We start from the raw sequence: 13083 nt of genomic DNA on the forward strand, positions 1-13083 counted from the left end.
GCCTTAATGGCATTGCGCCGTAATTTGTTTAATCAGCGCAGATGGGTCACTGGCATTGCTGTCAGTCAGCGTGTAGGCACCTTTGCACTGCTCATTGCTTCCGTTGCCCCATTTCGCCTGGATGTTGCCGCTTTCCGGCAGGCCGGTTAAATAGACTTCACCGTTTTCGCTGACAATGCCGGTGACAGCACTTTCGTTATCTAACAGACTGACCGTGGCACCAAACGGTACCGGTTTACCCATAAACAGCATTTGTATCAGGGCACGTTGGCCGACACGGGTATCAAAATCAGCACGAACGACGGCCCCGCGTGTTGGAATGACCGTCTGACTGCTCATTTCCATATCGACATCATCGCCGAAACTTTCGGTTTTCAGCGTCACGCTATTTTTGCGGTACGGCTGGGCATAAGGCACGACGGCATATCCCCGCCAGTCGGTATGTACGCCGCTGTTGTTTTCTATCTGAACGTCGTCAGCACCCGGTGCCTTCACCAGTGCGATGGTATCGCCCATCGGTTGTGACAATGTGATGCCGTTTTCATGGATTAATACGCCGCCCTGTAAGCCATAGCTCCACTGGCGGGTATCCTGGTCATAGCTGTAGCCGAGGTTTGCTTCACCGGAACCGCCTTTATAGTCCAGGCTGGCGTTACCGGATGCGCCGTTACCCTGATTCTCATAGCCTTGCTGCACGGCATAACTCAGATTATTGTCTTCAAGCAATGTTCCGCTGACGCCAGCCTGCTGGATAGTCGAACCGTGACGCTTGCTGTTCATGTTGTAGGTCGCCCATGAACCGGATGGCCCCATAAATTTGTCGAGTGGGACGGACATATTGAATGCAAAGACCTGATCTGCCTCGGTCATGCCCGGGTTTTTCGAGTAGTTGTAGTTGAAGCCGTAAGAGATGCCATACAGGCTGGTGTTGTACCCCAGCTGCAACAGCTTCTCTTTACCATCGCCCCCCCAGTAATCCTGCTGGCTGCCACTGATATAAACTGAACCGTAGTCACCAATATTCTGGTTAATAGACAGCTGCATTTTGCTACGCTGGTTGTGCGAGCGATCGTAGTCGTCAAAATCACTTTCCGACTCGTGCTGATAATCCTGCACATCGCTAAAGGCGTAATAGCCTTTGGTTGAGTAGCGGTAGCCGGCAATCTGCAAGTTGGTATCGGTTGCCTCGAAGTTCTTGGCATACATCGCCCGATAGGACTGACCTTTTTGGGTGCCCATCGGACCGTCGAACTCGCTGGTTGCTTGCGTTGCGTCAAATGATACGGCACCCAGGGAACCCAGGTCGAAGCCTATACCCACGCTACCCGCACGGTAGTTTTCGGCATACTGAACACCACCGTAGACGGTGGTTCGGGAGGTCAGGCCATAAATATTCGATAACTGAACAAATTTAGGGGTTTCCGTATCGTCGTTCCCGGTACGGTATTGACCCATCGCCAGGTTATATTTAAAGCGACCTTCACGCTGCAAAATAGGCACTGAACTGCTGGCAACGGTGAATTTGGTGGTAGAACCATCAGACTCCGTTACCGTCACTTCCATATCACCGCCGTTACCCGACGGATATAAATCCGTAATCGCAAACGGTCCTGGAGATACGTTTGTTTGATAAATGACATATCCGTTCTGTTTAATGCTCACTTGTGCATTAGACTTGGCAATACCGCGTACCGTCGGTGCAAACTGGTTCATCGAGTCCGGTAACATTTGGTCATCGGAGGCGAGTTGAATACCGGTGAACTGCATGCTGTCAAAGACATCTGCTGGGGTGGAATATTCCCCGATGGTCAGTTGACCACCTTGCAGGAAATGCACGTCTCGTTGTAAATAAGTATTAATAGATTCAAATTTGCTGGAATTTATATCGCTTCCACCGTGTGAACCATCGGTATGTTGCTGACTGTAGGTTGAGTAATTACGTAAACGCCATGCAGCAAGGTTTGCGCCGACCCGCAGGTTGACGAAGTTACTCTGTGACTTGCCACTGTTGTCATTTTCTGTCGTTGAGCCGGAATAGCTGTAGTTAACCATAAAGGCCGCAATGCCGTTATCCCAACGCTTCGGATCGACCGAATTGCGTGGGCGTATATTAACCCCGACTTGTGGCACGGTAATGTCATAACGCTTTCGGTTTAAATCCAGGTTTTCTGTGGCCTGGGGAACATAGGCACTCAGCGGCTTAGACAGTTTCGCATCCTGCGGAGCGGCTTTCAGATCGGGAAAGGTGTCAAGCTTAACGCCATATTCCGCCATCTCTGCCGGAGTAATGACGCCGTAGAGTTTACCCGGCGCATCCGGCAGACTGACGAACTCAACGTTGCGTGTATCGACCTGCTGGTTGTTCAGGTAGATATCAACCTGATAAGTACCGGGCATCTGCCCGCCTTTTTCGGCAAAATAGTCAAGGTTGACGTCTTGAATGTCACCGCCATCGCCGATAGCTTTTAGCATTTCAGGGTTAAAAGTTTCAGCAGAAGACGCAAACCCGGGTAAAGATAACAATATGAAAAATGATAAGGGTTTTAATAAAAAAGAAAAAGCTGTAAGGTCGCTCTTCACCACATAGCTCTCTTTTTTATTACATTTTCCTCTAACGCTGTCTTTTTCCTGAATATTTTTAATATTGTTATTTTCCATAATTAATAGACATCTCGTTTTGGTTTCTTGACTTAATTACATTGATGTTTGAGCTTTCTCTGTCAATCCACCGAAATCATTAATAGCCTGCCAGCTAACGCTGTTTCCTGTAGGCGCTTTTTCAATTTTTATTGAGGATTTTGGTGGGACCATATAACCCTCTTTTAATTCCTTGCCGTTAATTTTTATTTTCGTCATACTGACATAATAAGGCGTTGGATTACTCGTGGTGATTACATTACCTGAGCGCGAGAAGGTGAGTTGCTGATACGCTTTGCCAATTGCATCTTTGTTATTGAGTGCTGTCGGGCGATAAATCAGTTTAATTCGGGTGTTAATAGAGAATTGCAGCGAGTTTTTTTCTTTAGTGGCTGGAGGAATTGCCAGCGTGTTAATCCAGTAAACGGATTCTTTATCCTGAGGTAGGGATGATGAAGTCTGGGTAATACGGACAGCATTATCCTGGCCTGGCTCAATGCGGAACAGTGGTGGGGTAATGATAAAGGGAACTTTCTCACCCGCTTTGTCAGAGCTTACCCAGGAACGAATAAGGTAGATGTTCGAGTCTTCAGTATTCTTAACGGAAAGCGATGCCTCTTTCATATTGCCATTATAAATTACGCGAGTTGCCCCAACGGAGAATCCTGCAAATGAAGGTGCTGATACGGCGATCAGTAATAAAGAGAGGGTGGATCTTTTTAAAAGTTTCATAATTAACCTTGTGAGTTAAAGGAGTAATTCCACTGTAAGGTCGACGTTGTTATATGAAACGGCCGAGTGTTAACTCAGCCATTTATTAAAAACACACTTAATACAGACGGAATTACTCGTAAGACATGGTGAAGGTTACTGGTACATCAACAGTACCGGCAACAGCCGCATCAGCAGAGGTTTTGGTTAAGCCAACCAGGTAGTTCAGGGTGTTCTGGCCGGCAGCAATAGTTTTGTCACCACCAAATTCTTTTGGGGTAATAATAGTATTGGTTTCAGCATCAGAAATAATGATACCGACATAGCGTACGGTTGAGTTACCGACGAATGCGTTCGGAATAATGCCGGAAGTTTTACCATCAAGCTTAATTTTGGCAACCGATACACCTTCTGGGCAGCCTGCCAGGGTGATGCTGAAAGGTTTCTGCAGCGCTGCTGAAGTCGTTCCTGGAGCCATACCATCTAATGAGGTTGCAGCATAACCATCAAAGCTAACAGCCAATGCGGTGGTGTTTGCAGCAACTGAGCAAGAGCTTGCGCTCACATCACCAGTGAAGTTCAGAGAACCATCATCTGCCTGAGCAGCAGAAACACCCAGACCCAACATAACAACTACTGCGGCACTTAATTTTTTCATATTCATGAGCGGTTTAATCCTTTTTACCAAAATTTATTAACACGTTGTTTTGAAAACAGGTTAATAAATCGGGAAATATTAGTTATAAGACAGAACAAAAGTCGTTGTTGCGTTGAATGAACCACCAGTAACTGATTGAGCGGTAGACATTGCCGCCGCTTCCAGATTAATGGTTGCAACACCCGTTTCCGCATTAATCGGAGCCGCTGCAGAAGTTTCGTGCATTGGGATCAGCGCGCCACCTTTGTTATAAATCGCAATACCCAGGCCTGTTGCTTCTGAATCTGCAGACAGTGCCAGAAGTTGGTTGTTAGTGGCATCAGCCGCACCGTTGGCACTAAACATTACGCCAGTCTGAGACGTTGGGCAGCTGGTCAGATTAAGAACGATATCTTTCTTCTCGGAAATTGCACCTACATCTGCAAAGCTAGCTGCTGACAGGCTCCCCATTGGTACTTCTGCAGTGCTGCTTGCGTCAACGGTACAAGAGGCTGCAATAATGGTACCAGTCACATTCAGAGTACCGGTATCACCAGCGTTTGCGCCCATTGCTGCAACCAAGCCGGCTGCCAGCACGCTCATTTTGAAAAATGAATCCATTTTCATTGGTATTCCTTTATTGAAAAATTTTAACAAAACACTCTTTTAACAGTAACAAGAGTCAGTGAGGGATGATAAAGAGAGCATATAAGCCGGCACCCCTTATCGTTGGGATGCATTATTCATATCCGGGTGATAAATCGCCACACTCTTAACTTAATGTACTATTCAGTAAAATTAATAATGCGCGTATCTTGATGAATAATGATGGTTTTATACGTTTTTTTTATTTCTCATAAAAAAGAAAGGATTTAAATTTCATCGCGTTAAGGCAAAATACCAGCGGTTCAACTAATTAATTTTATTGTATGTTATTGTATTGTTTGTATGTATTATGACGCGTGTTATATTTTGACGCTTCTTTATGCCCTGGATATGTATATTCATTTAGAGTTTAGTTAATACAGCAAACATGTGGGGTTATATATTTCGAATGGGCTTTATTCGTCTTCAATTGTGATTGTTGTTATAACCCGCTACTCAGATGTTTCTCAATGATTTGTATAAATAAAATCACTCGCAAGGAGCACAAAAATGAGTATCTCGACTATGATGGATGTTGAGAATACGAATCATCGTATTTCACCCGAAATCAGAAGGCTAGAGCGCATGAAAGAAAACAGACTCACCGATCGTTTTAAAACGGTGAAGAGCTTTGATCTTAATCTTCTCACTACGTTTGAGGCCGTGTTCATTCATCGGAGTGGGACCAAAGCGGCTGATGCTCTGGGCATTACCCCTTCAGCAGTGAGTCAGGCCCTCGGTCGGTTGCGCATTCATTTCAATGATGCTTTGTTTCTCAGAGACGGTAAGGCGCTGGCACCGACTACGGTGGCTATAGGCATCCATGAAGGTCTGGAAGATGCCTATGACAACCTCATTGCCAAGCTGCAGAACATTTCATTTGATGCTGTGCCCACGCGGCTGGTGGTCCATTGTGCGGCTTACGTTTCAATGTTTACCTTAAACGTAATGCGCAGGGTGCTGGATGAGATAGCACCAGAGTGTGAAATCGTTCACACCATGAGCCATAACTCGATTACTGAAATCGAAGAGTCTCTTATCTTCCGTAAAGCAGATATCATTTTTGATATGCATTCGCATGTTAGCCATTCCCGGGTAAGCCAACAGATTTCCAGTGAAACTCCGGTGGTCATTTGTCGTCGACAGCATCCTCGTATCGATGACACGCTGAGACTTGAGCAGATACCTGAAGAGAAGTTTATTTATATTGATTCGGAGAGTGCGGTGCTTTTATCCAATAGGATTAAAGTGAATTCAATGATGCGAGAAAATAGAGTATGTCGATTTATTAGCCCGTCATTGCTGACGAATATCTCAATGGTTGAGTCATCTGATATGCTGGCTATCGTACCTGAACGCTTCTACGAAAAAATGAAAAACTCCTTTGAAGTCAAAGCATTGGATGTTGATTTCGCAATCCCTTCCCAGCCGGTATATTTGATTTACAATAAGTCCGCGCTGAACAACCAATTTTTCGCAACACTAGTGAAAAAAATGACTGATATTTTTCAGGAAGAACTTCGGATTGAGCCGGTACTGTAAGTGGGTTCAATGCTAACAATAAAAAAACGCATTTCCCTCATGTCATTAAATGAATAATATGAGGGAAGGGCGTACTAAGAGGCGATTGCCGCGTCACCCTCATCTAAAGGGTGTTTACGATTAGACTGCTGCACAAAGTATTGCTTATCTTCCCAGCGCAAGCAGGTTAACTCCCCACCCCAACAACAGCCGGTATCCAACCCGTAAATCCCCTCCGGTGTGCCTTTGCCTTCCAGTGATGCCCAGTGGCCAAACACAACGCTGAATTCGTCCGTGACCGGGCCAGGAATCGCAAACCATGGCTTGAGCGGCGCAGGTGCATTTTCCGGAGACTCTTTGGTGTACATGTCGAGCTGACCGTTCGGGAAGCAGTAGCGCATGCGGGTAAACGCATTGGTGATAAAGCGCAAACGCGCCAGGCCTGATAGTTCCGGAGACCAATGATTCGGCAAATCGCCGTACATCGCATCAAGGAAAAACGGATAGGAATCGCTGCACAGCACCGCTTCGACGTCCCGGGCGCAGAGTTCTGCGGTTTCCAGATCCCACTGAGGGGTTATCCCCGCGTGAGCCATCACCAGCTTCTTCTCTTTATCAAGCTGCAACAACGGCTGACGACGCAGCCAGTTCAGCAGTTCATCTGCATCCGGCGCTTCAAGTAGTGGGGTAAGTCGGTCCTTCGGCTTGTTACGACTGATGCCGGCGAACACCGCCAGCAGATGCAGGTCGTGATTACCCAGCACCATCCGCACGCTATCTCCGAGGGACTTCACGTAACGCAGCACTTCAAGCGACGCCGGACCACGCGCGACAAGATCGCCGGTCAGCCACAGCGTGTCCTGCCCTGGCTGAAAATTCACCTGCTCTAATAACGCGATCAGTTCATCGTAGCAGCCGTGAACGTCGCCAATAAGATATGTGCTCATTTTATCAATGGATGAGGGCTGGCACCGCCAGACGGAAAACGGGAATATCGATGCTGAATGGATTGCCGTCAGCGTCGATCATTTCATAGTGACCCTGCATGGTGCCGAGTGGGGTTTCCAGCACGGCACCGCTGGTGTACTGATATTCGTTGCCCGGAGCAATATGCGGCTGTACGCCAACCACACCTTCACCCTGAACCTCGGTTTCACGACCGTGGCCGTTGGTTATCAACCAGTAGCGCCCAAGAAGCTGCACCGATCCTCGCCCCAGATTACGAATGGTGACCGTATAGGAAAAAACATAGCGTTCATCTTCCGGTGAGGACTGAGCCTCAATGTAGACGCTTTGTACCTGAATACAGACGCGGGGCGAATTGATCATGGTTTAGCTCTCCTTCGGGGGCGCATTTTCTGACAGCCAGTTTGCCAGACGGCAGTACTGGGCCACAGAAATATTTTCTGCACGCATCGCCGGGTCAACGCCAAGCTCGGTTAACACGTCGATTGAGAAGATATTGCCGAGGCTGTTACGGATTGTCTTACGACGCTGGTTGAACGCTTCGGTAGTGATTCGGCTTAACACCCGAACCTCTTTCACCGGATGCGGCAGCGTGGTGTAAGGCACCAGTCGAACCACGGCAGAATCCACTTTTGGCGGTGGTGTAAAGGCGGTTGGCGGCACTTCAAGCACAGGGATAATCTGGCAGTAGTACTGCGCCATGACGCTTAAACGACCATACGCTTTACTGTTTGGCCCTGCAACCAGACGATTGACCACTTCTTTCTGCAACATAAAGTGCATATCGGCAATGGCATCAGTATAGCTAAACAGGTGGAACATCAGTGGGGTAGAGATGTTATACGGCAGGTTACCGAAGACGCGTAGCGGCTGACCCATTTCCTGCGACAGTTCGCCGAAGTTCATGGTCATCGCATCCTGCTGGAAAATGGTCAGCTTTGGTCCGAGGAACGGGTGCGTTTGCAAACGTGCAGCCAGGTCGCGGTCAAGCTCGATGACGGTCAGTTTGTCCAGACGTTCGCCCACCGGCTCGGTCAGGGCGGCAAGACCGGGGCCGATTTCAACAATCGCCTGGCCTTTCTGTGGGTTGATAGCCGAAACGATGCTGTCGATCACAAACTGATCGTTGAGGAAGTTTTGCCCGAAGCGTTTACGGGCTAAGTGGCCCTGATGGACTCGATTATTCATTTAGTGTTAACAATCATTTTGATGGCGAGATTAAGCGCCGTAATAAAACTGCCGACGTTCGCTTTCCCCTGGCCCGCAAGTTCAAGCGCGGTGCCATGGTCAACCGAGGTACGGATAAAAGGTAGACCGAGCGTAATGTTCACAGCGCGGCCGAAGCCCTGGTATTTTAGCACGGGCAGGCCCTGATCGTGGTACATTGCCAACACCGCATCTGCATGGTCGAGATATTTAGGCTGGAACAGCGTATCCGCTGGCAGTGGCCCGCTCAGATTCATGCCCTTAGCACGCATTTCCTCCAGTACCGGAATAATGGTGTCAATCTCTTCCATCCCCATATGCCCGCCTTCTCCGGCGTGCGGATTTAGCCCACAGACCAGGATATGCGGTTCGACAAGACCAAATTTGGTGCGCAGGTCGTTATCGAGGATGGTAATAACCTCACGCAGAAGATCAGGGGTGATAGCGTCGCTGATCGCTTTTAACGGCAGATGAGTCGTCGCCAGCGCGACACGCAATTCTTCTGTCGCCAGCATCATCACCACTTTGTCGGTGTGAGAACGCGCTTCGAAAAACTCGGTATGCCCGGTAAATGCGATGCCCGCATCATTAATAATGCTCTTTTGCACCGGCCCGGTTATCAATGCCGCGAACTCACCTTGGGTGCTGCCATCACAGGCACGCGCCAGGGTTTCCACCACATAGGGGCCGTTCAGCACGTTGAGAACACCGGGGATAACGGGGGTTGTAAGTGCAACAGGAAGGAGAGTCAGAGTGCCTGCTTTTTGTGGCTTTGGTACCAGAGAGGCATCGTAGGGCAGGAGCGTTAACGGCAAACCGAGCATTGCTGCCCGGTCTGTCAAAAGCGTTCTATCAGCACAGACTACCAGTTCAACAGGCCAGTCAAGCTGGGCCAGCTGAACCACCAGGTCTGGACCAATCCCGGCAGGTTCGCCGGGAGTGATAACAACACGATGGGGTTGCGTCATTAGTTGCTCAGAATTTTGACGTACGCGGTGGCACGCTGTTCCTGCATCCAGGTCGCTGCTTCTTCAGCAAACTTACGGTTCATCAGCATACGATAAGCCCGGTCTTTCTGTGCGGCATCGGTACGGTCAACGTTACGGGTATCCAGCAGCTGAATCAGGTGCCAACCGAACGAGGAGTGAACCGGGGCGCTAAGTTCCCCTTTGCTCAGCTTCATCAGAGCATCGCGGAATGCCGGATCGTACATGTCTGGCGTACCCCAGCCCAGATCGCCGCCCTGGTTGGCAGAGCCTGGATCCTGAGACAGTTCTTTGGCTGCTTTATCAAAGGTGGTCTTGCCACTCTTAATGTCAGCCGCAACCTGTTCCAGCTTCGCCCGTGCCTGGTCGTCGGTCATAATTGGGGACGGTTTCAGCAGGATATGACGCGAATGTACTTCCGTCACAGAGATGCTCTGGCTCTGGCCACGCAGGTCATTGACTTTAAGAACGTGGAAGCCGACGCCGGAACGAATCGGACCGACGATGTCACCTTTTTTGGCGGTGCTCAGCGCCTGCGCGAAGATAGACGGCAGTTCTTGAATACGACCCCAACCCATCTGGCCGCCTTTCAGCGCCTGCTGGTCAGCAGAGAAAGTGATCGCGAGCTTACCGAAGTCAGCGCCTTTGTTCGCTTGTTCGACGATGGAACGGGCCTGCTTCTCCGCTTCGTTAACCTGATCGGAGGTCGGGTTTTCCGGCAGTGGGATCAGGATGTGGCTCAGGTTCAGCTCGGTGCTGGCATCGTTCTGATTGCCAATCTGTGACGCCAGAGAATCCACTTCCTGCGGCAGAACGGTAATACGACGACGTACTTCGTTATTACGCACCTCAGAGATAATCATCTCTTTGCGGATCTGACTGCGGTAGGTGTTGTAGTTCATGCCATCGTAGGCCAGACGGCTGCGCATCTGATCCATAGACATGTTGTTCTGCTTGGCGATGTTCGCAATAGCGCCATCGAGTTGCTCGTCCGACACTTTGACGCCCATTTTCTGGCCCATCTGCAGGACAATCTGATCCATGATCAGACGTTCCAGAATCTGATGACGCAGGGTAGCGTCATCTGGCAGCTGTTGCCCGGCTTGAGTTGCGTTGCCTTTGACGGACTGCATCAAACTATCGACGTCGCTTTCCAGTACAACGCCGTTATTCACGACGGCTGCTACTTTATCGACAACCTGCGGGGCAGCGAAACTGGTATTCGCAACCATGGCGATACCGAGAAGCAGCGTTTTCCAGTTCTTCATACTCTTTCCATTTCAATTAACCGCAAAGGCGGATTACGTTTTTAAACTGTGGCGTTACAAAGAGCTCTGATACGGCATGATGGTCGAGCGCAACATCTGTTGTGTGCCCAGGCCATAGTTAGAACTGAGGCCGCGCAGTTCAATATTGAAGCCGACGACGTTGTCGTATACACCCTGAGCATTGTTCGCATCCCAACCGTTAAGCTTACGCTCATAGCCGACGCGGATCGCGTAACAGCAGGAGTTATACTGTACCGCTATCATCTGGTCCGCAGGTTTGTTGGCATTGGTATCATAGTAATACGCGCCCACCACAGACCATCTGTCGACTACCGGCCAGCTTGCGGTCATGCCCACCTGCGAAATCCCGTCTTTATACTGCTCTGCCGTGGAGTAAGACGGCAGCGTCGCCTGAATGTACTCCGGGCTAGCGTAACGGTAATTCAACTGCACTAAACGATCTTCATCGCGGCGATATTCAATGGTGCCGTTGCCGGTCGCCACATTGTCCAGACGGGTGTCATACTGAACGCCGCCACGCAGACCCCATTGATCGGTCATGCGCCAATAGGTATCACCGGCCCACACCAGGGAGCCTTTCTGATCGCTTTGTGACCATTCATCACTTTCATCACCGGTACGAGACGGCGTGAAGTAGTAGATTTGACCCACAGAAACGTTAAAACGTTCAACTGCGTTTTGATCATAGACGCGAGACGTAATACCGGTAGTCACTTGGTTGGCCGACGCGATACGGTCCAGACCGCTATAGCTACGATCGCGGAACAGACCGCTGTAGTCCGATTGCAGCAAGGTGGAGTCATACGACATGATGTCGCTTTGATCTTTGTATGGTACGTACAGGTACTGCACACGTGGTTCGAGGGTTTGGGTATAGCCCTGCGACCAATCCATATCCCGTTCGAAGACCATCTTGCCGTCTACTTTGAACTGCGGCAGCACACGACTCACGTTTTCTTTCAGGTTGGTTCCGTACCTGTTGTTGTACCACTCAACGTCTTCCTGCTGATAATGAGTGGCCAGAAGTTTGGCTTCGGTATCCAGGCTTCCCCAACCGTTAGACAGCGGCAAGTCGATGGTCGGTTCAAGGTGAACACGCGTGGCTTCAGGCATGTTGTCGTTGGTGTTTTTGAAATGCACCACCTGGCCATAGATATGCGTATCAAACGGACCTACGTCATTTTGGTAATAATTAACATCGAGCTGCGGCTGTGCGGAATAGGAGTTCGAGTTCTCGGTGTCGAACACCTGGAACTGCTTGCTCGATACGGTGGCGTTGAAGTTCTCAATGGCATAGCCCACGCTGAATTTCTGCGTGGCGTAACCGTCGGTACTGGAACCGTATTTAGAATCAAAGTCGTTGAAGTATTTCGGATCGCTGACTTTGGTGTAGTCGGCGTTAAAGCGCCACACCTGATCCATTACGCCTGCATGACGCCAGTAGAAGAGCCAGCGACGGCTATTATCTTCGTCTGGATTCTCGTCTTCGTAGACTTTATCTTTATTCAGGTAATCAAATTCGAGCAGGCCAGCACCGGCTTTAGTCAGATAGCGGAATTCGTTTTCCCACATGATGCCGCCACGCTTTTCCATATAATGCGGCGTGATGGTGGCATCGAAGTTCGGCGCGATGTTCCAGTAGTACGGCAGATAGATTTCCGTGCCGTTGTTACTACTGTATTTAGCATTCGGAATCAGGAAGCCTGAACGACGCTTGTCGCCCACCGGTAACTGCAGATACGGGCTGTAGAAGACCGGTACCGGGCCGATTTTAAAGCGGGCGTTCCAGATTTCCGCAACCTGCTCTTCACGGTCATGGATAACCTCACTCCCCACCACGCTCCAGGTGTTTGAACCCGGTAAGCAAGAGGTAAAGGTGCCGTTATCGAGAATGGTGTAACGGTTTTCGCCACGCTGTTTCATCACGTCAGCGGTACCACGGCCCTGACGGTCGACCATCTGGTAGTCGCCTTTCCAGACATTGGTGTCTTTAGTATTCAGATTGGACCAGGCTTTAGGACCTTTCAGGATAACCTGGTTATCGTCATAGTGGACATTGCCCAGAGCATCGACGGTGCGAACCGGATCTGCCTGACCCGGTGCCTGCTTCTGGTGCAGCTGCACTTCATCCGCCTGTAATCGGCTATTGGCCTGATTAATATCGACATTGCCGGTAAATACGGCATTATCTGGGTAATTACCCTTGGCGTGATCGGCATTGATGGTGACAGGCAGGCTATTAGTATCCCCCTGAACCAGCGGACGGTTATAGCTTGGTACCCCCAGCATACACTGTGTTGCGAGGTCAGCGGCCGCACTCTGTTGAGAGTACAGGGCGCTGGCGATCAGGGTAGCCAGAAGGGTGGGAATACGTTTTTTCATACGTTTTATTTGTTGTTCCGTCATCTGTGGCTTCGCGGCTTGCAAACGGTCAGAGACTAACGTACTCATCGTTAACGCGCCAGTGTTTATCCTGTCGCTTCGA

Annotated in this window: 11 protein-coding genes; 1 reads left to right on the top strand and 10 read right to left on the bottom strand. The window is 49.6% G+C overall.

Annotated elements, in window-relative coordinates:
- Positions 1–3 precede the first annotated feature (3 nt).
- From SIK69_RS01245 to SIK69_RS01260, 4 genes are all read right to left on the bottom strand, one after another.
- Complete coding sequence (locus tag SIK69_RS01245; protein WP_375341500.1) at positions 4–2583, bottom strand: fimbria/pilus outer membrane usher protein; 2580 nt, start codon at positions 2581–2583, stop codon at positions 4–6.
- Between the two features lie 111 nt (positions 2584–2694).
- Positions 2695–3369 carry a fimbrial biogenesis chaperone gene (locus SIK69_RS01250; protein ID WP_319785219.1) on the bottom strand — a complete coding sequence of 225 codons (675 nt, stop codon included), beginning with the start codon at positions 3367–3369 and terminating at the stop codon, positions 2695–2697.
- A gap of 112 nt (positions 3370–3481) precedes the next feature.
- On the bottom strand, positions 3482–4012 hold the full coding sequence (locus SIK69_RS01255; RefSeq protein WP_319785220.1) for a fimbrial protein: 531 nt from the start codon (positions 4010–4012) through the stop codon (positions 3482–3484).
- A 72-nt stretch (positions 4013–4084) separates the two neighbouring features.
- Positions 4085–4612 carry a fimbrial protein gene (locus SIK69_RS01260; RefSeq protein WP_319785221.1) on the bottom strand — a complete coding sequence of 176 codons (528 nt, stop codon included), beginning with the start codon at positions 4610–4612 and terminating at the stop codon, positions 4085–4087.
- A gap of 528 nt (positions 4613–5140) precedes the next feature.
- On the opposite strand from SIK69_RS01260, the gene SIK69_RS01265 reads away from it, so the two are divergent.
- Positions 5141–6172 carry a LysR family transcriptional regulator gene (locus SIK69_RS01265; RefSeq protein ID WP_319785222.1) on the top strand — a complete coding sequence of 344 codons (1032 nt, stop codon included), beginning with the start codon at positions 5141–5143 and terminating at the stop codon, positions 6170–6172.
- A 74-nt stretch (positions 6173–6246) separates the two neighbouring features.
- On the opposite strand, the gene apaH is transcribed toward SIK69_RS01265, so the two are convergent.
- Genes apaH through lptD form a run of 6 tightly spaced genes read right to left on the bottom strand, consistent with a single transcriptional unit; the run spans position 6247 to position 12980 of the window.
- Positions 6247–7098: a bis(5'-nucleosyl)-tetraphosphatase (symmetrical) ApaH gene (gene apaH, locus SIK69_RS01270; protein ID WP_319785223.1), complete on the bottom strand. Its 852-nt coding sequence runs from the start codon at positions 7096–7098 to the stop codon at positions 6247–6249.
- Between the two features lie 4 nt (positions 7099–7102).
- Complete coding sequence (gene apaG / locus SIK69_RS01275; protein WP_319785224.1) at positions 7103–7480, bottom strand: Co2+/Mg2+ efflux facilitator ApaG/CorD; 378 nt, start codon at positions 7478–7480, stop codon at positions 7103–7105.
- 3 nt (positions 7481–7483) lie between these two features.
- Positions 7484–8305, bottom strand: coding sequence for a 16S rRNA (adenine(1518)-N(6)/adenine(1519)-N(6))-dimethyltransferase RsmA (rsmA, locus tag SIK69_RS01280; RefSeq protein WP_319628215.1), 822 nt, complete (start codon positions 8303–8305; stop codon positions 7484–7486).
- Complete coding sequence (pdxA, locus tag SIK69_RS01285; RefSeq protein WP_319628214.1) at positions 8302–9291, bottom strand: 4-hydroxythreonine-4-phosphate dehydrogenase PdxA; 990 nt, start codon at positions 9289–9291, stop codon at positions 8302–8304. Before pdxA ends, rsmA begins: the two co-directional genes overlap by 4 nt.
- A complete protein-coding gene (surA, locus tag SIK69_RS01290) occupies positions 9291–10577 on the bottom strand; it encodes a peptidylprolyl isomerase SurA (protein ID WP_319628213.1) in 1287 nt (428 codons plus the stop codon). The genes pdxA and surA overlap by 1 nt, the downstream gene beginning before the upstream one ends.
- Before the next feature lie 54 nt (positions 10578–10631).
- Positions 10632–12980, bottom strand: coding sequence for an LPS assembly protein LptD (gene lptD, locus SIK69_RS01295; RefSeq protein ID WP_319628455.1), 2349 nt, complete (start codon positions 12978–12980; stop codon positions 10632–10634).
- Positions 12981–13083 lie beyond the last annotated feature (103 nt).

Source organism: Scandinavium lactucae (assembly GCF_033843265.1).
GTDB lineage: Bacteria > Pseudomonadota > Gammaproteobacteria > Enterobacterales > Enterobacteriaceae > Scandinavium > Scandinavium lactucae.

Coding starts and splice junctions, on each gene's coding strand:
- SIK69_RS01250 (WP_319785219.1), bottom strand. CDS start 3,369: ATGAAACTTTTAAAAAGATCCACCCTCTCTTTATTACTGATCGCCGTA.
- SIK69_RS01255 (WP_319785220.1), bottom strand. CDS start 4,012: ATGAATATGAAAAAATTAAGTGCCGCAGTAGTTGTTATGTTGGGTCTG.
- SIK69_RS01260 (WP_319785221.1), bottom strand. CDS start 4,612: ATGAAAATGGATTCATTTTTCAAAATGAGCGTGCTGGCAGCCGGCTTG.
- SIK69_RS01265 (WP_319785222.1), top strand. CDS start 5,141: ATGAGTATCTCGACTATGATGGATGTTGAGAATACGAATCATCGTATT.
- apaH (WP_319785223.1), bottom strand. CDS start 7,098: ATGAGCACATATCTTATTGGCGACGTTCACGGCTGCTACGATGAACTG.
- apaG (WP_319785224.1), bottom strand. CDS start 7,480: ATGATCAATTCGCCCCGCGTCTGTATTCAGGTACAAAGCGTCTACATT.
- rsmA (WP_319628215.1), bottom strand. CDS start 8,305: ATGAATAATCGAGTCCATCAGGGCCACTTAGCCCGTAAACGCTTCGGG.
- pdxA (WP_319628214.1), bottom strand. CDS start 9,291: ATGACGCAACCCCATCGTGTTGTTATCACTCCCGGCGAACCTGCCGGG.
- surA (WP_319628213.1), bottom strand. CDS start 10,577: ATGAAGAACTGGAAAACGCTGCTTCTCGGTATCGCCATGGTTGCGAAT.
- lptD (WP_319628455.1), bottom strand. CDS start 12,980: ATGAAAAAACGTATTCCCACCCTTCTGGCTACCCTGATCGCCAGCGCC.